Genomic DNA, 23951 nt, shown 5'->3' on the forward strand with positions numbered 1-23951 from the left:
TATTGGCGCGGGTCCCGTCCGCGCATGAATTGTGCTCAGCGCGCGCCGCGCTCGTATGGAATGCCGAGCGCCGCCGGCAGGCTGGCGCGCCGGCCGAACAGAACCAGCATGATCATCACCGCCAGGAACGGCAGCATCTGGATGATGTCGGTCGGTATGTTGATGCCGGCCACCTGCATGGCCGTCGTCAGCGACAGGCAGACGCCGAACAGCAACGCGCCGAACAGCACCCAGATCGGGCGACCGCGCGCCAGCATGGCCAGCACGATGCCGAGAAAGCCCGCGCCATTGGTGATGAACGGAATGAACAGCCCAGCCCCGACATTGGCGAGATAGGCGCCCCCGAGCCCGGCCAGCGCTCCGGTCGTCAACACGGCGATGGTGCGGGTCCGCACGACATCGATGCCGGCGACATCGAGCGCGGCCGGCTTGTCGCCTGCCGCCTGCAAATTGAGGCCGAGTTGCGTGCGCCGATAGAGGTAGCTCATGCCGAAAACCAGCGCGACCGCCAGATAGACGATCAGATGATGCTTGAAGAATGCAGGCCCGATGACCGGAATGTCCGAAAGCAGCGGAATGACAGTCGCATCCGCCGCCGGAAGGCGCGGGTAGCTGCGCGAGAACTGGAAATGGTGGAGCAGTGCCGTCAGGCCCTCGAGCCCCAAGGTCAGCGCGATGCCGATGACGATCTGGTTCAGCCCGATGCGCACGCAAAGCAGCGCCATGACAAGCGCCACCGCGGCGCCGCCAGCGGCACCGGTGAGAAAGCCCAGCCACAGCGACCCGGAATAGAAAGCGCCGACAAAGCCGAGATAGGCGCCGGCCAGCATCATGCCTTCGATGCCGATATTGAGCACGCCCGCCTTCTCGGAAATCTGCTCACCTAGCCCGGCCAGCAGCAGCGGGATCGCCGCGGTGACGGCGCCGAACAGGAGCGCGCTGAGAAAGACTTCGCTGAACAGCCCGGTCATGCCCTAGGCCCTCCGCGACTGGTTGTATCGGTGATCGAAATATTCGGCGAGCGCGAGCACGATCAGCACGATGGAAACCAGCACCAGCGTGAAATGATTGGGAACGCCAAGCCGGCGCGCCGCGCTCTCACCGCCGATCGAAAGCACCGAAAGCAGGAACACGAAGCCGATGGCCGCAAAGCCGTTCATGCGGGCGAGAAACACGGCGGGAATCACGGCAAGCCCATAGGCGGGATTCCAGTCGGCGCGGACGTTGCCCTGGACGCCGATGATGTCGACGGCGCCGGCAAGCCCGGCAAGCCCGGCCGAAATGGCGAAGACGGCGACGGTCAGGCCGGGAACGCCGAGGCCTGCGTGAACCGCCGCGCGTGGATTGGCGCCGACGATCCTCAGCTTCAGCCCGAACGCCGTGCGCGTCATCACCAGATGCACGATGACGATCGCCGCCAGCCCAAGCAGCAGGCCACTGGTGATGGTCGTTTCGAACAGGCGCGGCAACCGGTCTTCCACCGGCAGCGTGCGCGTCTGCGGCACGGTCGTGCTTGGGTCGCGAAACGCCAGCTTGACCAGCACATTGGCGAGCGAGGTGCCGAGGAACGTCATCATCAGCGTGGTGATGATCTCGTTGACGCCCTGATAGGCACGCAGCAGGGCCGGCACCAGCGACCAGATCATCGCCACCACCATCGCGATAAGGAACGAGCAGAACAGCGCCAGCCAGGCTGGCATGATCTGCACGAACACGGGAGCGCTGGCAGCCGCCGTCACCGCGCCAAGCAGGAACTGGCCGTCGCCGCCGAGATTCCACATGCCGGCGCGAAAGGCCACGATCAGGCCGGCGGCAAGAAACAGCAGCGGCGCCATGCGCGTCAGCGTCTGCTGGATGCCGAGCGGCGAGAACAGTCCTTTCTCCAGCACGAAGCCGTAGTAGGCGAGCGGGTCGACGCCGACGGCAAGCAGGATGCAGCCGGCTATGACGAGAGCGATGAGGATCGGGCCGAGCGTCATCAGCAGCCGGTGCGCGATGTCGCGGCGCGTCGTTGCCCCGCTCGTGGCATCGAGTGCGGTAGCACTGACCGTGGGTGCGGTGTCGATGCTCATGCGGCAAGTCCGATCATCAGGCGACCAACCTTGGTGCGGGCGTCGTCGGCATTCTCGACGGTGCCGACCAAAGCTCCGTCGGCGATGACGGCGATGCGGTCGCACATGCCAAGCAATTCCTCGAGGTCGGTGGAGATCAGCAGCACCGCAAGGCCACGCGCCGCCGTGTCGCGGATGCGCTGGCGCGACGCCAATGTGTTGGCGAGATCGAGCCCGTAGGTCGGCTTGTTGAAGATCACCACCTTGGCGCCCTCAGCCAGTTCTCGCGCCAGAAGCACCTTCTGGATATTGCCGCCGGACAGCCGCGCGACAGGCGTCTTCAGGCTCGGCGTACGCACGTCATATTCGCGCACGAGCTGGGCGGCGCGCTTGTCGATCTCCGCGCGTTGCTCGACGCCGTTGCGCCAGAACGGGGCCGCGCCGACCTGCTTGAGAAAGAAGTTGATCGACACCGGGAAGGTTCCGACAGTGCCCTCGCCCAGCCTGTCGTCGGTCAGGTAGCGAAGGCCGCGCCGGCGGCGCTCGCCGACGCTCAGCGTCTCGATGGCGGCGCCTTCCAGCCGCACCGAGCCGCCGGCAGCTGTACGCTGGCCGGCCAGCGCTTCCGCCAGCTGCTTCTGGCCGTTGCCGTCGATGCCGGCTATGCCCAGGATCTCGCCCGGGCGGATGTCGAAGGAGATCGACGACAGGCCCGGTGCATTGTCCGTCGGTGCTACCGCCAGATCCGTAACCTGAAGCAGCGGGGCCGCTTCTGCTCGGGCAGTGCGGACCGGACGCTCGACGGCTTCCGGATCATCCTTCTGCTTGCCGAACATCAATTCCACGATCTCGGAGACGATCTCCTGTTCGCCCAGCGTGCGAAACCGCTCGGGCGGGATCTCGCCGACCTTGCGGCCAAGCTTCAGCACCGAGATGCGGTCGCCGAAGGCAGCCGCCTCCTTGAGCTTATGGGTGATGAAGACGATCGCCAGGCCCTGCTCGACAAGGCGGCGCATCAGCGCGCCCAGTTCGTCGATGCCTTTCGGCGTCAGCATGGAGGTGGACTCGTCAAGGATGAGCAGCCGGCTGTTGCGCAGCATCGCGCGCAGGATCTCGACCTGCTGCTGCTCGCCGAGCGACAACTCCGATACCTTGGCTTGAAGCTTGACGGTGATGCCGAGCGTGCCGGTGATCTCGGCGACGCGCGCCGCCAGTTCCTCGGTCCTGGGGCGCTGCCACCACGGCCCGCCAAGCAGAAGGTTCTCCGCCACCGTCAGCGTCGGCACCAGCATCATGTGCTGGAAGACGGTGCCGATGCCGAGTGCCAGCGCATGCCGCGGCGAGGTGATCGGCGTCGGTTTGCCGTCGACCAGTATGCGTCCTTCGTCTGGCTGCTGCAGGCCGGACAACATGCCGATCAATGTCGATTTTCCAGCGCCGTTCTCGCCCAGCAGCACATGCACTTCGCCCGGGCGGATCGACAGGTCGACGCTGTCATTGGCAACGATGCCGGGGAACCGTTTGGTCACGCCTTCAAGCGCGACGATGTCGCGCCCGGCAACGGACGATGAAGAAAGACTGCTCATGAAAGCCCAGCACTAAAAATGGGAATCGTCCGGAGGGGTGACGGATCACCCCTCCGGCAGCCGACCGTGATCGCCTTACTGGGCGACGCTGGTCATCAGTGCCCTGACGGCGGCCGCGTCATAGACCGGCTCGACCTTGATCTTGCCGGAAATGACATCTTCGCGCAGCGCCTGGATTTCCGTCCAGACATTGTCCGGGATCGCAGCGGTTTTCAGCAGCTTGACCGAGTCGTCCTTGAGGCCGATCGTATAGTGTTTGGTGCCGAACGTGTCGGCCTTCAGGTCGGCAATCATTGCCGCATAGACCGGCTCGATGTTCCACACCACCGACGACAGCAGGAAGCCCTTGTCGATCGGTGACTTGTCGCCGATGACGTCGATGAAATAGACCTTGCCGCCATCGGCTGCCTTGGTCGTCTCGACCGCCTGCAGCATGCCGAAGCTCGAACCGTTGCCTTGGCCGAAGATGATGTCGGCACCCGATGCGATCACGCTTTCGGTGACGCGCTTGCCGCCGGCCGCGTCGCTGTAGGCGGCAGGGCCGATCACCGCATAGGTGATCTTGACGTCAGAGTTCTCCGCCTTCACGCCTTGTGCGAACGCCGCCGACTGCGAATTCCACGATGGCGGTTCGCCCGAGACGACGATGCCGACCGACTTGGAACGCGACACCTTGGCGGCGAGACGGCCGGCCAGATAGGCACCCTCGTGGCCGCTCAGCGTGTAGTCGGCGACGAGGCCCTTCTCCAGGCCGGCTGGCGTGTCGACGATCGCCACCGGAACTTTCAATTCCTTGGCGATTTCGGGCGCCGAGGTGTTGTAGCCGCTGGCATGCGCGATCAACAGGCTGGCGCCGTCGGAGGCGAGTTCCCGCAAGGTCGGACGAACGTCGCCATAGCCGAGACCCTGGGCCACGACCACTTCGACGCCCGCGGCCTTGCCCGCCGCCTTGGCAGCGTCGATGCCTTGCTGGTTCCAGCCATAGTCCGTGCCTTCTTCGGGCGTCAGGATGGCGATCGACTTGACCTCGCCGGCAAACGCGCCGCTCATCAAGACACCGCTCAATATAACTGCACTTACACTGGTCTTGAGAATCTTTAACATGTTACCCTCTCTGTTTTATTTACCAATCAACATTCTTATTGTTATTGCGCAAAAGCGAGATAGACTGCCTAGGAAAAATTACATATGGAGCTCAGGCAAAGTGAAGATCCGTTATGCCCTTCCGGTGATGCTGGCGTTGTCGTCCTTCGCCAACGCGGTTGAGTTGCACCATGTCACCGTCCGCACCGGCACTGACGGGCTCGACATGGTTCCGTTGACGATTTCGAATGCGGGCAGCGAAGGCCTCTCCTGCAACGCCGACTTCGCCCACTGGTATTCAGCCAGGATCGCAACGATCGAGCCGGGCAAGAAGACCCGCGTCGAGCTCTGGTTCGATGCGAAGACCGGCACGTTCACGATCCTCAACGACAAGCGCGAGAACCTGCCCGTCGAGCGGCTGTGGTGCGGTCTGGCGAGCCGGGCATATGCCACCCGCGTGCAGGTCACGCTCGACCGCGCCGATGCGGCGAAAGGCGAGCGTGATGTGTCCTGCGCCATCGCGCGGGACAGCCTGGTCTGCCGATAGGCGCTCATCGATCTTTCCGTTCGAACACCGCGCGCCCCTTATTCTTTTGCCAGGAATGCGTCGGTGAAGACGTCGTCCGCCGACAGAGCCGCCTTGAGCACGCCCTGGTCCGTCAGCGTCTTTAGGGTCTCCTCCCACTGCGTCTTCGTCATCCAGCCGAGACCGTGTTCCTTGGTGTCGGGGCTGCTGAATGTCGAGGCGATGTCGGCGTTGATCTGCGCCAGCAGCACGTCCTTCTTGTCCGCATAGCCGGGCGCTGCCTTGGCCGTGATCTCGGCGGCCTCTTCCGGATGAGCCACGACATAGTCGAAGGCCTCCCTGTATGCCTTGACGAAGCGGCGCACGACGTCCGGCTTGTCCTTGATCATCGCCTGCGAGGTGAACAGGCCCGAGCCATAGGCTTTCCACCCATGGTCCGCCCCCATCATGATGCTGAGCGAGCCGGGGCCTCCGGCCTTCGCCTCCAGCTCGGGAACCTCGGCATCGATATAGCCGACGACCGTCTGAACCCGGCCAAGCAGCAAATAGCTTTCGTAAGGCGGCGAGACGCTGTTCAGCGTCATGTCCTTTTCGGTCAGGCCGTTGGCGGCCAGGAAACCCTTGAAGAAGATGTAGGTGGAGCCCGCCGGATGAATGCCGATGGTCAGTCCCTTGAGGTCGGACGGCTTGGTGAGCTTCAGCGTCTTGGCCAGCGAAATGATCCCCAGCGGTGAGTGCTGGTTGACGGCCGCCAGCGCCACCACCGGGACATTCTGCGACCGTGCGACGGCAAGCGTGGGAAGATCGCCGAAGCCGAAATCCGCGTTCTCATTGCCCACCAGCCGCATCGCGTCCGGCGAGCCGGATCCCTTGCGGATCTCGGCCACATCGATCTCATTCTTGGCGAAGAAGCCCTTTTCCTTGCCGACGAAGAACATGGCGTGATTGCCGCGCACCACCCAGTCGAGCTGGACGTTGACCTTATCGGCCGCCAGAGCCGCGCTGGAGAAGCCGAGTGCCGTGACAAACGCCGCGAAGCTAGCGGCCTTGATAAGTGAGCGTCTCAGCATTTTTTGTTCCCTTTTATGAATTTGGTTGATCGAGCGGACCTAGGACTGGCTGAATTTCGGCGCCCACGGCACCACGATGCGTTCGAGGATTTCGGCGGCGTAGTAGAAGGCGATGCCAAGCACGGAAACGAGCAGCAGCGCTGCGAAGACCAGCGCCGTGTCGAGCTGGGTCGACGCGAACTGGATGACGTAGCCGAGACCGTCCGACGCCCCGGCGAACTCACCGACGATGGCGCCGATCACGCTCAAAGTGGCGGCGATCTTGGTTCCGGCCATCAGGTTCGGCAGCGAGTGCGGAACGCGGATCCTGAACAGGATCTGCGTCGGGCTGGCTCCGACGGAATTCATCAGCGACAACAGCGAGCGGTCGACCGACTGCATGCCCGCCAGCATGGAGAGCGTCACCGGGAAGAAGGCGATGACCAGGATCAGGCCGATCTTGGGCGCCAGCCCATAGCCGAACCAGAGGATGAAGATCGGCGCGAGCGCGACTTTCGGCACGTTCTGGAACAGCACCACCAGTGGATACAGCGCGCGTCCCAGCCAGTCGAAGCGCACGATGACCAGCGCAATGGCAATGCCGACCACGACCGAGACCAGGAAGCCGAACAGGATCTCGCCCGCCGTCACCAGCGTCGCTTGCATCAGCGTGCCCCATTGCGCCACCAGCGACTTCGCGATCTCGGAAGGGGCGGGAATGATGAAGGCGGATATGGCAAAGATCCGCACGGCGGCTTCCCATGCCACGATCGTCACCAGCAGCAGGATGACCGCCGGTAGCCAACTGCCGGTCGCCGCACTCCAGCTGGAGGCGAGGCGCGGCTCGGGAAGGTCCGTGATGGGTTGGTCGCTCAAGACGCGCCTCCCGGCTGATGGCTGGAGCGCAGCATCGTTCGCAACTGGACCACCAGCCTGACGAACTCCGGATCTTCGGTGACCGACAGGTCGCGTGGATAAGGCAGCGCAATGTCGAGGCTCTCGGTGATCCGCCCGGGCTTGATCCCCAGCACGTGCACATGGCGCGACAGATGGATGGCCTCGTCGATGGAATGGGTGACGAGCACGATCGTCTTGCCGGTACGCTGCCAGATTTCCAGCAGCGACTGACCCATGGAATCGCGGGTGATGGCATCGAGCGCGCCGAACGGTTCGTCCATCAGCAGGACCGCCGGATCGAGCGCCAGGGCTCGTGCGATGGCGACCCGCTGCCGCATGCCACCCGACAGCTCGTTTGGCCGCTTGTGGGCGCTATCGCCCAGCCCAACCAGCTCCAGCATCTCCTGCCCGCGCGCCCGCAATTCCGAGCGCGACAGCGACTTGTCGGCGATGCCGAGCAGCATCGAGGCATTGTCGACGGCGTTCTTCCACGGCAGCAGGTTGGCGTCCTGGAAGACGAGGCCGATCATCCGCTTGCGCGCCGCCGCGACCGGCGCGAGCCCGGCGATCGAAACACTGCCTTGGGTCGGCTGCACCAGCCCGGCCAGCACCTTGAGCAAGGTGCTCTTGCCGCAGCCGGAAGGACCGATAAGGGAAACGAACGATCCCTTGGGCACCGAAAGATCGATGTTTCTGAGGATCAGCTGCCGGGCGATGACCACCGAAACGCCTTTGGCGGAGATCAGATCGTCATGGCGGATATGGGCCGGCCTGTCGCCGGCGGCTCGGATGGTTTCAATGCGCATGGCTTGTCGCCCCGCGCGCTTTCGTCGGCCGCAGCCGCGCCGTCTTGATGGCGAAGGCGCCCTTCACACAAACAGCCGACCGGTGGAACTCCTCAAACCGGCCTGCCCTCTGCGCACCGTTTGACATTGGCTACTCCCGGCCTTCCAGGATGCGCCGCACCGCGACGAGCTTGCGCGCCCGCTCGCCTTGCAGCGCCTTTGTCTGCTCGGGCGTGTAGGCAAACATGCCCTCGCCCGACTTGATGCCGAACTTCGACGCCGCCGTCTTCTCCAGCACCATCGGCGCGACATCGTCGCGGTTGGAGAGATCGGCATTCAGGAAGGACGAGACGGACTTGTAGATATCCAGCCCCGCCATATCGAGCAGCGCCATCGGGCCGATGACGGCAATCTTGTAGCCGATGCCCCAGGATACGCAGGTGTCGAGATCTTCAGGTTCGATGACGCCGCGCTCGACAAGGTCGACAGCCTCGCGCAGCAGCGCATAGAGCACGCGGTTCTCGACGAAGCCCGGAACGTCCTTCTTCACCACCACCGGCAACAGTCCGATCGAGCGGATGAGGTCGCGGATCGTGGCCACGGTTTCAGGCGCGGTCTTTTCGCCGCCGATCACCTCGATCATCGGAATGATGTGCGGCGGGTTCGACCAGTGCATGCCGACCATCCGCTCGGGATGCGAAATATGCGCCTGCAGCTTGGTGATCGGGATGCCCGACGTATCGGACGCGACGATGACGGACGGGCCGATCAGCGGATCGATGTCGCGATAGGTCTGCGCCTTGATGTCGATATTCTCGGGCACGTTCTCGATCACCAGTTCGGCGCCATCGACGGCCTCGGCGATCGTCTCGACGAAACGCACGCTGCCGGCGCCAGTCCCGGGCGCCTTGATGTCGAGACGATCGAGCACGCCGCCGGCGAGATCGAGCATGCCGCGGGCACGCTCGACCGACGCCTGTGAAACATCATACGCCGTGACATCGAGGCCGCCGCGCGAAAGCCGCGCGGCGATGCCTGGACCCATCGTTCCCAACCCGATGAGAGCGGCGCGCTTGATCATCATGCCGCCTTTGCGGGAGCAGCAGTGGTTGCCGCCTTGAAGGCCGGCCGGGCGGCGATCGCGGCCACCCAACGCTCCAGATCGGGCATCGACGGCCGGTCGATCTTGAAGTCGACGCAGCGCTTCAGGATCGGCGCGCAGGCGATGTCGGCAAGGGTCAGCTTGCCGAGCGCCAGGAAGTCCTTGCCGGCCAGGTGGCCATCGACGATCTTGAGTTGCGCGACAAGGTCCTTCACCTGTTCCTTGGATTCGGCGGTCTGTTCCTCGGGTGTGAGCTTGGCGCCCTTGAAGGCCGCCAGGTAGCCGGGATTGACCGCCGCCAGCAGGAAGTCCATCCAGCGCTCGACCTCGGTCTTTTCCGCCGGCGTGGCGCCATTCAAGCGTTCGCCACCGAATGCCGCGAGATAGCGCAGGATGGTGTTGGACTCCCAGATCACGGTGTCACCGTCGACCAGCGTCGGCACCTTGGAGGTCGGGTTGAGCGCCTTGTATTCCGCCGTCTGGGTGTTCTCGAACTGGCGGCCATAATCCTCGCGCTCGTAGGACGCCCCAAGCTCTTCGAGCATGAAGAGCACCTTCTGGACGTTGCCTGATGTCTGGCGGCCTAACAGCTTGTACATGTTGTCTCCTCGCTAGTGTCCAAGGCCTACTTGCCGGCCGGGAGCGGCTTGTAGACGATGGCGTCCATTTCGATCTTGGTGTTGATGACGGCCTTTGCCTCGACGGTCGTGCGCGCCAGCACGGCATCGCCGATCCCTTCGAGGAACGCCTTGTTGTAGCGGCCGAAATCGCGCGTATCCTCGAGATAGGTGGTGATCCGCACGACATCCGACAGCGTCGCGCCTTCATGCGCGATGACGCGCGCGATGGTCTTCAGCGTCGCCAGCGTCTCTTCCTCGATCGTGCCGCTGATCATGTTGTTGTTCTCGTCCTTCGGCACCTGGCCCGAGACGAAGATGAAATCGCCGGCACGCACCGCCGGATGAAACGGCAGGTTCGGGTTCTTGTTGCCGATGGCGTAATGGCTGGCGGATTTTCGCGTGCTGTCGCTCAATGCCTGCTCCTAGAGAACACTGGTTTCGATGATGTCGACGCCACGGATGCGATCGATCAGGTAGACGATGCCACGGTCGTCGATGGTCACGTCGTTGGACGAGGAACGCTCCGCCCCCTCGGGCGCGTCGGGCACGAAATGGCCGACCTCCTTTGGCGCGAACGGATCGGCGATGTCGACGAGGCGCAGCCCCTGCGCGAACCATGCAAACGGAATGATCGTGCCCTTGAACCGTTCGGAAGGCTGATGACAGCCGGTCATCTGCGGCTGCGGTGAACCGTCCAGGTCGAGGCCCGGCACCTGGAAGGTCGAGATCGGCAACGGGTTGGTCTCGTCGGTGATGTCGTAGATCCACGTGAAGGCCGGCGGTGATGGCCGAAGCTTGGCGACGTCCTCGTCCGCCACCACCATGATGTTGCGGCCCTTGAGCGGCTGTGGAATTGGCAGGCAGGTGTGGGTGGGATGCGGAAAGCTCGGGCTCGAATTGACGTGCGAGACCAGCTTCGGCTTGGTGATGTCCGAAATGTCGAGGATGAACAGGCCGTGATGCCAGTAGCTGACATAGAGCCGGTCGCCCATGCGCAAAGGATGGTGGCAACGCGGCGTGACATAGTCGTGCCAGGGGTATTCCTCGCCGCCACCGGTCCACTGGCCCGGTATCCACCAGCGTCCGACCTCGACCGGCTTTGCGGGATCGATCAGGTCGAGGATCATCACGATGTTGCCGACATAACCGTCGGCGGTCGGCGAGATGTAGACGTAACGGCCGTCGAAGTCGTAGCGGTGGACGCCCTTGCCGCCGGTTATCCATTTCGAGATCAGCTTGGGCTGTGCCGGCTTGGTCGTGTCGTAGAGTGCCAACCCGCCGCCGAAATCGGCCGGCCCGGCGTCGCCAAAGCGCTCGTGGTTGATGATCATCAGCCCGTCCTTGGCGCGCACCTTGTGCGAGTGCCAGCCGGGCGGAACATCGATCGTGGCTATCTTGCGCGGATTGCGCGGGTCGGAAATATCGACCAGCGTCGTGCCGCTCGGCGGCCGCATGTGGCCGATATAGAGGATGTTGCCGTCGACCCAGACCTGGCCGCCGCCTGGGCAGTCGACATGGCCGATCTGCTTGGTGTTGAACGCCGAAACCAAATGCATACGCCCTTGCTGCTGAAACGTCATTTCAATGTCCCCGCCGCCAATGGCGGCGGGGCAGTAGGATAGGAACTAGACGAGACGGAGCAGATCGCCGGCCTGGTTGCGGCCCCAGCGCTTGTAAAGGAGCAGCGCCTTCTGCGTCGGCGCATCGGTGGCGCCGAAGAAGATCACCGGCTCGCTCGACGAGCCGTTGACATGCTCGACCCAGGAACCGCCGGGTATGGCGATGGTGTCGAACTGGTTCCAGTCATAACGTTTGCCGTCGATGATCGAATGGCCGTTGCCGCGGAACGGCGCCAAGAGCAGGCTGGCTGTCTCGCGCTGCGGCAAGGTCTTCTCGCCAGGGCGCAGCATCTGCACGTAGAAATTGATGGTGTGGAAGACGGGTCCGCCGGTCGTCGGATCGACATAGTCGATGACGATGCCTTCATGAGGGTCGCCATCCCAATCCTTGTGGGCATCGAGGACCGCTTCCATCTTCTCCCAGCGATAGACATACATCGGCGACGACAGGCCGCCGCCACGCTTGTGGTCGACGAAACGCGGCATCAGGCCGCCCTCGCCATAGATGCGCTGTGAGTAGTCGCCGGGATAGCGGGCGGTCTGCACCTTCTTCTCGACTTCCTTGCCGTCGACCATCTCGGTGTATTTGTGGTCGAAATGGACGGCATGCAGCGTTTCGACCAGCGGCAGGTCGAGTACCGACAGGTTGACCGCCTGCTCGCCGCCGACGGTGCCATGATTGTGCCAGGCATCGTTGGGCGTCAGCACCATGTCGCCGGGGCCGAAGACCACGTCTTCGCCCTCGACGCCGGTGAAATTGCCCTTGCCGGTCAGGCCGAAGCGGATGGCACTCGGCGAGTGCTTGTGCGGCGGCATGATCTCGTCGGGATCGTTCAGGCGGTAGGCGGTGTACATGGTGCTGACCGATGCACGCTTGGGCGCAAGGCCAGGATTGACCAGGATCAGCGAACGGCGCTCGCTGTCGTCCATGGTCACCAGTTCGGCGGCGCGCTGCAGCAGCGGCTCGATGTCCGAATAGGACCACACGAAGGGAACGGCCTTCGACGTCGCCATCAACTGCTTTATCTCGTCATGGTCGACGCCTTCCGACGTCGCCCAGAACGGAAACATGTTCTTAGCGTAGAGGGCGTCATAGAGGCCCTTGAGTGCTGCCTTCTTGTTGGTGAGCACATCGTTAGCTGGTTGCGCCAGGGACATATCGGACACCTCTCATCGCGAAGAAAATACTTCTAACCAACTCAACCGTATTCGCATTGGTTTTGCTCGACAATACCCAAATTGCGAATTTTATAAGTTTTTGGTTGGGGTGCGTTTTTGAGAGGCAAATGCCCAGAAATAGGCAGAAATAGCCTAGAAATGCACGAAATACAGCTCGCAATCAGGGCGTGAAACACTTCGTCACGGCCATGCGGATGCACATGACAGTCCAACCAACGCAGTTTTTCAGTCTCAACCAAAAGACTTTGGTTGTATTCCGGCCGTCTTATCAGGCCGCCACGCTCTGTTGAGCGCGGCTGCGGATCAGATCCGCGGCCTTTTCAGCGATCATGATGACCGCCGCATTGATGTTGCCGCAGACGAGGTCGGGCATGACCGAGGCGTCCACGACACGAAGTCCGGCGATGCCGCGCACCCGCAATTCCGGATCGACCACCGATGCCGCATCGACGCCCATGCGGCACGTGCCGGCCGGATGATGCACGGTGATCGAGGTATTGCGGATATGCTCGTCGATCTCTTCGTCGCTCTCGCATTTCGGGCCGGGGAAGAACTCCGCACCGACGAACGGGGTCATGGACGGCTGGCTGGCAAGGTTGCGCGCAACACGAAAGCCGGCGCGAAGCGACTGCCAGTCGCGCAGCGAAGACAGGAAGTTCTGATGGATCAGCGGAGCGGCGACCGGATCGCTCGACGCCAGCTTGACGCTGCCGCGGCTCTCCGGCTGCACCGCAACGATACGGGTCGCAAAGCCGTCGGCGAACGGCGCCTTGAACGGCGACATATAAGGCCATGCCCCAAGCGGTGCGGCGGTGAAAAGCAGCTGCACGTCCGGCAACGGCCGGCTTGCGTCGCTTTTCAGGAATGCCACGACGCCGCCAGGCACATCTCCCGAAAAGCCCTTTCCGGTGAGATAGGTCTTGACGAAATCCAGCCCGATACGATCGGCCCGCATCATCTTGAGAAACGGTCCCGGCTGTTTGCGCCGATACATCAGGATGACCGAAACATGGTCCTGCAAATTCTTGCCGACCTGCGCACGATCAACCTTGGTCTCGATGCCATGCGCCGCGAGCTCGCCGCTGTCGCCTATGCCTGACAGCATCATCAGCTGCGGCGTGTTGATGACGCCGCCGGCAAGCAGAACTTCGCGCCGCGCCAGAACTTCATGGCTCGCTCCGCCTCTGGTATAGGCAACGCCGGTTGCGCGCCCATTCTTCAGCAGGATCTTCGTCGCCATCGCGCCGGTCAGCACCTTGACATTGCCGCGGCGCATGGCGGGCCGCAGATAGGCGGTGGCGGTCGAGCAGCGCCGGCCGTTGGCAATTGTCATCTGCAGCCGGCCGAAGCCTTCCTGTATGGCGCCGTTATAATCGTCGGTCTGCGGATATCCGGCATCACGGCTGGCCGTGGCGAAGGCATCGATCAGTTCGTCCTTGTAGCGGCAGAACTGGGTGTTCAGCGGTCCGCTGCCGCCGCGATACCGGCTTTCGCCCGCCTCCCAGCGCTCCTGCTTCTTGAAGTAGGGCAGCACCTTGTCGAACGACCAGTCCGTCAGGCCGCTTGCCGCCCAGCGATCGTAGTCGCCGCGATTGCCGCGCACATAAGCCATGGCGTTGGTGGAGGAAGAGCCGCCGATGACCTTGCCGCGCGCGCATTCGACCTTGCGCCCGCCGACATTGGCCTCGGGCTCGCAGAAATACATCCAGTCGTGGCGGCGTTCGGTCAGTATCTTGCCCCAACCGAGCGGGATGTGGATCATCGGATCGCGGTCCCAATCCCCCGCCTCCAGCAGAAGCACCGACACCGCGGGGTCTTCGCTCAGCCGGTTCGCCAGCACGCAGCCGGCCGATCCCGCACCGACAATGACGTAGTCAAAGGTTTCGCCAGCCGGCATGCGTGATCCTCGGGAGAAAGACGGTCCGCCGCGATGGCAACCGTCGACATGGGCAGTCAACCATCGCGCAACTGGTGTTGTCAACCATTGCGTACAGTTGTAGATTGGTTGAATTGGTTGAGTGCCGTCGAACAGGTTTTCGTGTCACAATATGATGTCGGGACGTTGAGTCGGCGGTCTGCCGATCGGACAGGAGATTTGGTTTTGAGCGCATTCGAGCCGCAGGCCGGACCATCGGATCTCGACGACATCATCGCCGCGGTCCGCCAGTTGCAGCAGGGCGGCGGCAAGCTTCCGTCCGAGCGCGATCTTGCGGAACATCTGAGCATCAAGCGCCATCAGCTTCGCAAGGCGCTTGAAGTGCTGCGCCTTTCGGGCGACCTCAAACCGGCGCGCGCCAGGCGGGCGCCGACCGCCCTTCCGAGATATGGCGAGGAATTGGTCAGGGTAACCAATCCGATTGAGGTCCTGGAATTGCGCCTGATCATGGAGCCGGGCCTTGCCCGACTGGCGTCGCTGCGCGCCTCCTCTTTCGAGACGGCGCGGATCCTCGACGCGGCAACCACGCCTGAGAACGCCCCGTCGGGTGAGGTCGACTTCGCTTTCCATCTCGCGATCGTCGCCGCGGCCCGCAACCACCTTGCCGCGGAATTCTACAAGATGCTGCGCCAGGTCGGTGTCGATGCGCGGGTGAAGGTTGCGCGCACCGCGGCACCCACCTGTCCCAAGCGGATAGCCCACCGCGACGGCGAGCATCGCCTGATCGCCGAAGCGATCTCGCAGCGCGATCCCGAAGCGGCAGAGGCCGCAATGCGCGCGCACCTTTTGTCCGTGCAGAGACAGATCATGGAACGGTCGAATGCCGGCGCCTTTGCCGCGTGATCGTATCACCTCTGACATCGAGCCTGTGCGGGGAATTTCAAATTGAAACGTCATTTCGACGTGCTGGTGATCGGCGCGGGATCCGCAGGCTCGGCTGTTGCCAGCCGGCTCAGTGAAGACCGGTCGTGCCAGGTCGGCCTCATCGAGGCCGGGGCGATGCCGGCCGATCCCGACATCGCCGATCCGCTGAAATGGACGATGCTCCAGGGCCGCGCCTATGACTGGAGCTACCGGACCGTGCCTCAGCCCTTCACCGCCAACCGCGTCCATGAATGGCCGCGCGGCAGGATAGTCGGCGGCTCGAGCTGCCTGCATGCAATGGCCTATGTGCGCGGCCATCCCGATGATTTCGAACCCTGGTCGCAAGCCGGCGGCGAGCGCTGGTCCTATCGGGGATTGTTGCCGGGCTTCATCCGCAGCGAAGCCTTCACTGCCTTCGATGCGCCGACACGCGGCAGGAACGGCCCGCTGGACGTCTATCTGCCGGACGCCGAGGTCAGTCCGGTCGTGCGTGCTTACATCGCCGCCGGGCGCGCCATGGGGGCTCCCGCCCTGACAGACCACAACAGCGGCGAACTGGTCGGCACCAGCCCCAATTCGCTCAACATCCGCGACAGCAAGCGCCTGAGCGTCGCCGACGCCTATCTGCCGCCGCAGGTGATGGCGCGGCCGAACCTGACCTTGCTTGCCGGCCACGAGGTCGAGCATCTGGTGCTGAACGGCCACAAGGTCACTGGCGTGAGCGTGGTGTGCGAGGGTGAGACCAGAACGCTCTCAGCCGACCGGGTCGTTCTTTGCGCCGGCGCCGTGTCGACGCCGCTCATCCTCATGCGGTCGGGCATTGGTTGCCCCGATACCCTGAAACAGGCTGACATACGCTGCCTTGCCGATCGACGCGAGGTGGGTCGCAATCTGCAGGACCATCTGCTGGCTCTTGGAAATGTCTACAGTACGAAAAGGCCGGTGCCGCCTTCCCGTCTGCAGCATTCCGAATCGCTGATGTACCTGCATGGCGACGACCCTACCCGTTCCACGGGAAGTCCCGACATCGTGCTCGCCTGCGTCGTCGCTCCGTCAGCGGCCGAGGGCCTGAATGCCCCGCCCTATGGCTCCGCCTTCACGATCCTGTGCGGCGTCACCCATCCGACGAGCCGCGGGCGCATCGCACCAAGCGGGCCTGGCCGCAATGACACGCCGGTCATCGATCCGCATTATCTCGAAACCGAACACGACCGCGCGACTTTCAGGATGGCCTTGAAGCGGGCGCGCATGGTTGGCCATCATGCGGCTCTGGACGAATGGCGCGATGCGGAAGTCCTGCCGGGTGCACCGGTTCAGTCCGACGACGAGCTTGATGCATTCATCGCCAGGGCTGCTTCCACCCATCATCATCCGGCCGGCACGTGCCGGATGGGTAGCGATGCCGGCGCCGTCGTCGATCCTGACTTGCGGCTGAACGGCTTCGACAATGCCTTTGTCGTCGATGCCTCGGTGATGCCGGCGATCCCGAGCGGACCGATCAACGCGGCGATCGTCGCCATCGCCGAAACCTGGGCGGCGTCTTCACGGGTCACCCCGTCGGCAGCGTGACGGCGGCCGCGTCCGACAATTCTCCTGGGTTCCGAGTGGCTCTGGTTCCCAGCGACTATCAGCTATGGAGATGCGTCAGTTCAAACGCGGCTCCGTCCTGGACGCCGGCCATGCGCTGCTCGGCGGACCGGAACATGTCCGCGAACTCCACCTGGTTTTCGAACACCACGCCGCCGACCTTGACGGTCAGGGCATCCTCGGTCCCCTTTGGTGCGAAATAGACTTGCGCGATGCGCGCCTCGATACGCTCGCCGATTTCCCTGGCTTCTGCTTCGGTCGCGCCGGCGAGGAAAACCCCGAACATCGACGTCCCCATGCGTCCAACCAGGTCTTCCGCGCGCACCGACGATTGTATGGTCGAGGCTATGAGCCGCAAGGCTTGATCGCCCCATTCAAGACCAAAGCGCAGGTTGATGGACCGCAGATGCTCCGAATGGATAACCAGGAAGGCGCCCGATTTAGGCCCCGGCACCGACGGCCTTGCCGTTCTTTTTTCGACCATCGACGTGAAGACCGCTCCATTCAGGCAGCCGGTCGTGGTGTCGAAGGTTGCCGACTTGTCGAGTTCCCGGCGATAGCGACGAAGCTCGATCTGTTTCAATCCAACGAACAGAAAAAGCGGAACACCAAGGACGACAGGCAACAGGATTGCCGTGATCATGCTGCGCCCAAATGGCGTCAGCGCCTCGGAGAACAGCAGCAGATAATTGAGGCCGACGGAAACGCCCAGGATTGCAGTGGTTCCCAGAAACGTCAGCAAAGCGACGCCTTTCCATGCCTGGTCGGTGGTGCTCACCATAGTCTTTGTCACTGGCCGATCTCCTGTGGATGGGCTGGTATAAGGCCGGTGTGTTGCAATTTCAGTTTCAAGGAACCTTGCAATTTAATCGATTGCGCGATGACCCCATCAAGGCTGCGGACGAAATCGGCTTGCTCCCAATGCATGACCTCGGCTTTGGGAAAAGGACATGCATAAAAGACAGACGCAAAGCTGCGCCCGTGGCGGTTAACAAACAAAAAATCAGGGTTGAATGGCAGACTATTGTGCCGGGCCGAATATGCCCATCTCAGCCTTTCTGGCTGTCGCCTCCGCCTTGCCGTAGATGCCGTTCGGCAGCGCCGTGGCCCAGCCGTTGGAGACAAGCCAGGCGCCAACATCCTGCTTGCCCAGCCTGCATGGCGCGGCGACGGCAAAACGCTCGACGTCCGGAGGTACGAAACAGTGCAGCCCGCGTCCCCTCAGCCAGGAATTGAAAACGGCGCGTGCGCGCAGGCCGCAAGGCCAGGTGACGTCATGAAACGAGCAGGAGCTGTCGAGATCGATGCCTCGCACTCCGCTGATGACCACCTTGCGGCCCATGGATTCGAACATCGCCGACGATGTGGCAACCGGGCGGTAGAGCAAGATCTCCCGCCAATCCCCAGGCATCGGCGTTTTCGGGGGCACGGCGAGACCGAGTTCGCTGAGTGGCGGACGGGGCTCGGTCCGTTCGATCTCAGCGGGATCAAGCCGTGGCGGAGCGATCAGGTCTTGAGCAACCTTGCGCGCCGGCTCCAGGCGTTGTGCGCCGGCTACCGGGGCAACCGGCCGGATAGGCTGCGTATCGTCAACATCCCGCGACGGGGCACGGACAGGCCGATCGACCGAAAGCAACGCCCCACCTTGAATGATCAGCAGTATCCCGGCCAGAAGCAGCAGGCTTCCGAGCGCGATCGCCAAGCGGCTGCGGCCCGGCCTGCCCATCAGCTTGAACAGGATCTTAGGGATTTGCGCCGGTCAGAAACCCGACGTCGATTTGGCAACCAGCTTGAGCGCACCTTTTTCAATCCGATAGAACGGCATCGAGCGTTCGCTGGATCCGTCGGCCCGAAACCGGAACAGGCCGGTCGACCCGCGAAAGCCGTTTGGATTCTCGAGAATTTTTTTGCTGAAGCCATCAGGCCCGATCGCGCTGGCAATCCCTGCCGTCAGGGCAACCATGTCATAGGCATAGGCCACATTGACGTCAGCGGAATAGTTGTATGTCGTCCTGAAGCGGTCGGCGATCGGCCCGGTTTCACTTGGATCGAGCGTGGCGATAAACGCCCCCTCGAAGAGCGGATCCATGGGGTGCTCCAGCCAACGGTTCGTTCCGACGACGGAGACAGTCTTTCCCGGAATGCCCTTCGATTTGAGGACGGCAAGGATGGGCGACGGACTGCCATTGCCGCTGGCGACAATGACGGCGTCGGGGGCGTCCACGAGTGAGCCCATTTCGTCGACCGCCTTCGCTGCGCCGTCGCCGGCGGAATATCGGAGAGTGACCGCGAGCGCCGCGCCGTAGATGCTGAGGCTGTTTGCGACCCGCTTCTCCATGGCGCCCGCGTTTGGGCCATCCGCGACAAGCAGTACGAACTTCTTGCTGCCTTTCGCGGCCAGTCCCGCGGCGCCCGCGGCGGCGCTGTCCGCTTCGCCAAGGAGCACGGCATAAACCCCGGCGCCACCGGCGAAATTATCGGCGAGCGCCAGGACCGGTGGCCGCTTCGACCCGGACAGCGTGGCAATATGCTGGGCTGCCGTCAGTTCGGTCGGGCCGATCACGACCTTCGAGCCCGTCGTTATGGCCGTTATCGCCATTTTGCTGGCCAGTGCGCTGTCGCCTTTGGTGTCTTCTACCGTCAGCGTAAGCAATCCATTGCCAATATCCGTCATCGCCAGCTTGGCCGCATCCAGCATCTTCCTGCCGTTTTCGCCCGCTGTTCCGGAGCCGGACAACGGCAGCAGCATCGTGACTTTTGTCGAACCGGTGCCCAGCGACTGGGTCGCCTGGGCGGGACCGGTACCGGCGGCGCCATTCTGCCCGGCAGGCGCGGCAACCGCCGCCGGATCGAGCACTTCGGACACGCCGCCTTTCGACTGGCAGCCCGACACGATCGCGGCGAGCGCCAAGGCGATTGCCCATGTCCGCGGACGGTGGACCTGTCGGCCAGCTTCCATGAATGCTCCACCCCTATGTGCCGCCGGATATTGTTCCCGGTCTGGTCTTCAACGCATGTTACGGCGGACTTGCAGTGCCGTCTGTAGTTCTTTTAGCCGCCGAAAAGCCTGCCTCTGAGCGCCCTGATCTGCCTTGCTTGCCCGGCACTTCGATAGTCGGCGCATTTCATGTATCGCGGCCCGGGCACGAACAGGCGGCGCACGCAAACGCCTTTTTCCTGGGCAGGGGCTCCCTCCTCCCCTCCTGGCGAAAATGCGGCAAAGCCAAATGTCGCCACCGGCAAAGGTCCGGTCACTTCAATCCCTTCCCTTGCCAGGATTGCCCGCGCACGCTGGCAGTAGCGGACCGAAAGGGCCGAGAACCGGCTTTCATTGTGCCCGGCGCGATACTTCATGACGGTGGTGCACAGATCGCCCGCGGCGAGCCTGTTGGCCTGTGCAAGATATCTGACCCCCAGCGCGATGTTGGTCGCCGGCGCGCTCAGATCGTCGAGGGAGCCTCCAAAGCCGAGCATCCTGGCCGTCGCCGGCATCACCTGCATCAGGCCGATTTCGCCATCGGCGCCTTGCACGCCGGGATCGAAGCCGCTTTCGATCTCCATCACCGCATGCGCCAGCAGCGGCTCCAGGCCATAGATCGATGCCTGGCAGCTGGCAAATGCCTTGAAAGCCTGCCGGGTCCACTCCGTAGCCGGATCACAGCGCAATGGCTGCTTCAGGCCGGGCGAAAGCCGTTGTTTCACGGACGGTCGTTCCAGCCAGTTGGCACTGGCCGGCGTGACCGTTTGGACAAGGCAAAGCAACACGATCGCGCCCGCAACCGCCTTCAGGAAGGATCCGTCGGCTGTCATGATGGCCAACAGGCGTGGGTTCGCCTATCCGGTCAGTGCATGTACTCGACCATGCGATCGTGAAAACACTCGCATTTGTTGAGGGTGTCTTCGTCCTTGTAGTTCGTCTTGAGGTAGCCGTAAGCCATGCCGCAGGCGACCTTGGCCTCCGATGCCCAGACGAAGACGGGCCGGGAGGAGTTGATCCACTCCGAACTGTTGGCGGCGGCGACCGACTCGTCCATCAGCTTTACCACCTGCTGCTTCAGATCGACGATGTTGTCGTTCAGCACCAGGTTGGACGTCCCCACGACACGGCAATAATCGCCCGTCGGGCCGTCGATGATGTCGGCGGCATACCCCGTCGACCCGACTGCCAGCAACAGCGCCGCGGCGGAAACCAGCAGTCTTGCAGAACGTTTCATATTGAGCTCCCCTAGATATTAGCGACGTATAACATAGTCGCTTGGCCACGCGCTATGGCGTTAGATCGTTGCCGTGTGTTGTGTGTGGTTCGTGTCGTCGTAAAGTATCGTGATCGTGCCCGCGGCAGGTCCGTTCTGCAACGCGGCAACATCCACGAAATTGGCCGCATTGCCTGAGCCAGTGGTGTCGACACTGAGTGTCTTCGTGTCGGCGTCGTAGTGCACATAGTCATTGATGTTGCCCCCCGACACCGTGTCGAACAGCGCGCTCAGGTCGATCTTATCGCCCTCACCACCAGGGCCGGAGCCGTGGTAGTCGGTGATGAGATCCTTAATGTCGAGATTGTCGAGCTTGAAGGTGTCGGCGCCCGAGGTTGCCGTTTGTCCGGTGGTATCGAAATTGCCGAAGCCGATGTCGGCAACCGCACCCGTCTCGCCGCTGGCGGTGGTGAAAGTCGATCCACCATAGGTCAAGACAGAACCGTCTTCCGAAATGGAGTGCTGATTGTCACTCGTAAGTCCGATCTCGACGATACCCAAAGCGGCAAGACTCTTGAACTCGCCTGAATCTGACACCCCATTGCCGTTGGCGTCCTGCCAGACACCAAATTGCCCGAAATCGTGATCGGCGGCAGTCAGCTTGCCATCGTGGTTCGTGTCGTAGACCAGGGCAAGCGCAGCAAGATCGGTTGCCGCGCCAACAGCCTGCTGGGTGAAGACGATCTCCGAACCGTTGTTCACCTTGCCGTCGCCGTTGAGATCGATCGCCAGGATGCCGTCATGGGTGTCGACCCAGGCGGTCTTCGAAGCGACGCCATCGCCATTATAGTCGAACGAGACGGTAGAGTGCGTGAGATCCGTGGTGTGGATACCGTCGTGATTGAGGTCGAGCAGAACCGGAGCAGCAACCGCGTTAGGCGTCAAACCGTCTTTCACGTGAACGGTGAAACTCCCCGCCAACGTCTGGTCGCCATCGCCATCCGTGAGTTGCAGCGTCACCGGAATAGTATGGTCGACAGTGGTGGATGTTACGCCGACATTCGTGAGGTTGAGCTTGATGGTGCCCGATGATTCGTATGCATCAATCCAGGCTATTTGCGCACCAGAGGGCGACGTGATTGTTAGAGTAGTCGCACCGACAGATGGAGTGTAATGAGCAAATGTTCCATCGGTGAAGTGTGCGACGAACTCGATCTTATCCGTTCCGTCATAGTTGAAAAGGCTGAATGTGGCATACGAAATATTCGCCAGCGTTAAATTGGCAGGAGGATTGTAGTCACCGACAGGGTTAGTCGTAGAGGAGCCAACATAGTCATTTGGCGTTCCGAAATCGAAACGCAGGAATTCGCCTACGTTCAGATTGTTGTTGCCAAGGCCCCACCCTTGGGTAGAGCCACTAATGTTATTCTGCTGCGCCATCGTAGGATCTGCGCCAGACCCGGTATGGTTGTACCAATCCGTTTCTTCCGTTCCGGTGAATCCGCCAGTCGGCTTCCAACCGGTTACCATGACAATGTCCTGATTGCCGTCGTTCACCACTACGGATTTGCTTGGTCCGCTCCCGAAAGAACTACCCTGCCCGATGGCTACATCGACTGTCGTGCCGTCCAGCGGCTTCAGCAAATCGAACGTGTACTGCCCCGAAGTGCCGGCGTTGGGATTCACAGTGATGGTAAAGACCGCCGTGTCGCCTCCTGCATCATAGCTGCCATTGTTGTTGTTGTCGGCATAGGCTGTCAGGACGTTACCGACCTGCGCCGTCACGAGGTGGTGTCCTGCTGAAGTCAGAAGCGCCGTGTCGACCGTGATCGTCATGGCAGTCCCGGCCCCGTCGGCGCCCGCGACGAAGTGGAGCGTGCCGACCGCCGGCGTTTGCGACGGGTCGTTGCTCGCCTGCTGGCTCTGCACGCTGCCCAATGTGGGCACGTCGTCAGTGACATTGACCTGAACCGTCGCGCTCGCCTGGTCACCATCCGTATCGGTGGCGACCACGTTGATGCCGGTCAGATTGATGACATTCTGCCCACCCGCGTCGGGATGCGGAAAGTTGTCGAGCAGCGTCACATTGATTGTCGCGGATCCGTTGGCGCCGGCGAGGATCGGCAGTGACGGCGCGACCAAGTCTATATGGATAGCATCGATGCCGTTGATCGAACCGGTGATCTGCGTCGGGCCGACCAGCGTCCAGACGATGTCGGCACCGACAACGCCGTTGACGTTCGCCGTGATCCCGGCAACCGACGTGAACGCCACGCCGGTGATGTTGTCCGAACCAGCATGGAACGACACCGTTCCGCTGCCGTTCTCGACATTGGTCGCGGCCGCGCTGCCGGTCGCATTGGCAGTGCCGAGGCCTTCCTCGTCCACCGCGATGACCGCGTTGGTCACCACGGACGGGTTGGTCCCGTCATTGATGGTGATGGTCAGCGTCGTCGGCGAGGTGTCGCCGTCGCCGTCCTTCAGCGTGTAGGTGAAGGTGTCGGTCACCGCCGATGCGTTGCTGATGTTGGAATTGGCCACGTAGCTGTAGGTCCCGTCCGGGCTCAGCGTCAGCGTGCCGTACTGGCCAACGACATGGAAGTCGCTGCCCACCACTGTGGTCGCACCGGTGCCCGTCGCGCCGCTCACAGAAGCGCCGTCCGCACCCTTGGTGTCGGCGCCGGTATCGGTATCTCCGGCATCGCCCGCCGAAGCATCCGTGATCACATTGCCGCTCGCCGTGCCGCCTTCCGTCACGCTGTCCGTGTCGGCAACCGCCGTCGGCACGTCGTCGACAATGGCGATCTGGAACGAGGCGCTTGGATCGTCCGCCACGTTGCCGTCGCTGTCGGCGACATGCACCGTGAACGTCTC

General features: G+C 62.7%; 22 protein-coding genes. 3 read left to right on the plus strand and 19 right to left on the minus strand.

Features of this window, described 5'->3' with window-relative positions; genetic code table 11:
- Positions 1-35: 35 nt before the first annotated feature.
- The 4 genes from EOA13_RS05340 to EOA13_RS05355 form a co-directional block, all read right to left on the minus strand.
- Positions 36-971, minus strand: coding sequence for an ABC transporter permease (locus tag EOA13_RS05340; protein ID WP_127267958.1), 936 nt, complete (start codon positions 969-971; stop codon positions 36-38).
- Positions 972-974: 3 nt separating this feature from the next.
- Positions 975-2072: an ABC transporter permease gene (locus EOA13_RS05345; protein WP_127290292.1), complete on the minus strand. Its 1098-nt coding sequence runs from the start codon at positions 2070-2072 to the stop codon at positions 975-977.
- Entirely contained in the window at positions 2069-3637 is a 1569-nt protein-coding gene (locus tag EOA13_RS05350) for an ABC transporter ATP-binding protein (RefSeq protein WP_127290294.1), read from the minus strand. The genes EOA13_RS05345 and EOA13_RS05350 overlap by 4 nt, the downstream gene beginning before the upstream one ends.
- A 75-nt stretch (positions 3638-3712) precedes the next feature.
- On the minus strand, positions 3713-4741 hold the full coding sequence (locus EOA13_RS05355; RefSeq protein WP_127290296.1) for a BMP family protein: 1029 nt from the start codon (positions 4739-4741) through the stop codon (positions 3713-3715).
- A gap of 100 nt (positions 4742-4841) precedes the next feature.
- On the opposite strand from EOA13_RS05355, the gene EOA13_RS05360 reads away from it, so the two are divergent.
- Complete coding sequence (locus tag EOA13_RS05360; protein WP_127290298.1) at positions 4842-5267, plus strand: hypothetical protein; 426 nt, start codon at positions 4842-4844, stop codon at positions 5265-5267.
- Between the two features lie 38 nt (positions 5268-5305).
- Here EOA13_RS05360 and EOA13_RS05365 read toward each other — a convergent pair whose 3' ends face one another.
- The 9 genes from EOA13_RS05365 to EOA13_RS05405 all read right to left on the minus strand — a co-directional run bounded on the left by EOA13_RS05365 (position 5306) and on the right by EOA13_RS05405 (position 14394).
- Positions 5306-6316, minus strand: a complete 1011-nt coding sequence (locus EOA13_RS05365) for an ABC transporter substrate-binding protein (RefSeq protein ID WP_127290300.1) — start codon at positions 6314-6316, stop codon at positions 5306-5308.
- Between the two features lie 39 nt (positions 6317-6355).
- Positions 6356-7171, minus strand: a complete 816-nt coding sequence (locus tag EOA13_RS05370) for an ABC transporter permease (protein ID WP_023809932.1) — start codon at positions 7169-7171, stop codon at positions 6356-6358.
- The gene (locus EOA13_RS05375; RefSeq protein WP_127290302.1) at positions 7168-7998 is read right to left on the minus strand and encodes an ABC transporter ATP-binding protein; all 831 of its coding nucleotides are present in this window, start codon (positions 7996-7998) and stop codon (positions 7168-7170) included. Before EOA13_RS05375 ends, EOA13_RS05370 begins: the two co-directional genes overlap by 4 nt.
- 130 nt (positions 7999-8128) lie before the next feature.
- A complete protein-coding gene (fhmpcd1, locus tag EOA13_RS05380; protein ID WP_127290755.1) occupies positions 8129-9058 on the minus strand; it encodes a 5-formyl-3-hydroxy-2-methylpyridine 4-carboxylate 5-dehydrogenase in 930 nt (309 codons plus the stop codon).
- Positions 9058-9678 carry a glutathione S-transferase family protein gene (locus EOA13_RS05385; protein WP_127290304.1) on the minus strand — a complete coding sequence of 207 codons (621 nt, stop codon included), beginning with the start codon at positions 9676-9678 and terminating at the stop codon, positions 9058-9060. Before EOA13_RS05385 ends, fhmpcd1 begins: the two co-directional genes overlap by 1 nt.
- A gap of 26 nt (positions 9679-9704) precedes the next feature.
- Complete coding sequence (locus EOA13_RS05390) at positions 9705-10112, minus strand: RidA family protein (protein WP_056582478.1); 408 nt, start codon at positions 10110-10112, stop codon at positions 9705-9707.
- Positions 10113-10121: 9 nt separating this feature from the next.
- Entirely contained in the window at positions 10122-11279 is a 1158-nt protein-coding gene (locus EOA13_RS05395) for a hypothetical protein (protein ID WP_127290306.1), read from the minus strand.
- 45 nt (positions 11280-11324) lie between these two features.
- Complete coding sequence (locus EOA13_RS05400; protein WP_027039500.1) at positions 11325-12476, minus strand: cupin domain-containing protein; 1152 nt, start codon at positions 12474-12476, stop codon at positions 11325-11327.
- 289 nt (positions 12477-12765) lie between these two features.
- A complete protein-coding gene (locus EOA13_RS05405; RefSeq protein ID WP_127290308.1) occupies positions 12766-14394 on the minus strand; it encodes a choline dehydrogenase in 1629 nt (542 codons plus the stop codon).
- 204 nt (positions 14395-14598) lie between these two features.
- Between EOA13_RS05405 and EOA13_RS05410 the strand changes: the two genes are divergently transcribed.
- Positions 14599-15276 (plus strand): FCD domain-containing protein, encoded by a 678-nt coding sequence (locus tag EOA13_RS05410; RefSeq protein ID WP_127290310.1) that lies wholly within the window; start codon positions 14599-14601, stop codon positions 15274-15276.
- Between the two features lie 42 nt (positions 15277-15318).
- Complete coding sequence (locus EOA13_RS05415) at positions 15319-16866, plus strand: GMC family oxidoreductase N-terminal domain-containing protein (RefSeq protein WP_164779987.1); 1548 nt, start codon at positions 15319-15321, stop codon at positions 16864-16866.
- A 58-nt stretch (positions 16867-16924) separates the two neighbouring features.
- On the opposite strand, the gene EOA13_RS05420 is transcribed toward EOA13_RS05415, so the two are convergent.
- The 6 genes from EOA13_RS05420 to EOA13_RS05445 all read right to left on the minus strand — a co-directional run.
- A complete protein-coding gene (locus EOA13_RS05420; protein ID WP_127290312.1) occupies positions 16925-17677 on the minus strand; it encodes a GGDEF domain-containing protein in 753 nt (250 codons plus the stop codon).
- A 228-nt stretch (positions 17678-17905) separates the two neighbouring features.
- Positions 17906-18610, minus strand: a complete 705-nt coding sequence (locus tag EOA13_RS05425; protein ID WP_127290314.1) for a thermonuclease family protein — start codon at positions 18608-18610, stop codon at positions 17906-17908.
- Between the two features lie 33 nt (positions 18611-18643).
- A complete protein-coding gene (locus tag EOA13_RS05430) occupies positions 18644-19795 on the minus strand; it encodes an ABC transporter substrate-binding protein (RefSeq protein ID WP_245490303.1) in 1152 nt (383 codons plus the stop codon).
- 140 nt (positions 19796-19935) lie between these two features.
- Positions 19936-20694, minus strand: coding sequence for a transglycosylase SLT domain-containing protein (locus EOA13_RS05435; protein WP_127290759.1), 759 nt, complete (start codon positions 20692-20694; stop codon positions 19936-19938).
- Between the two features lie 32 nt (positions 20695-20726).
- Positions 20727-21098 (minus strand): hypothetical protein, encoded by a 372-nt coding sequence (locus EOA13_RS05440; protein ID WP_127290318.1) that lies wholly within the window; start codon positions 21096-21098, stop codon positions 20727-20729.
- 60 nt (positions 21099-21158) lie between these two features.
- The coding region (locus tag EOA13_RS05445; protein WP_164779988.1) for a type I secretion C-terminal target domain-containing protein at positions 21159-23951 on the minus strand (2793 nt) is incomplete at its 5' end.

The sequence above is a fragment of the Mesorhizobium sp. M7A.F.Ca.US.011.01.1.1 genome, from assembly GCF_003998295.1.
GTDB lineage: Bacteria > Pseudomonadota > Alphaproteobacteria > Rhizobiales > Rhizobiaceae > Mesorhizobium.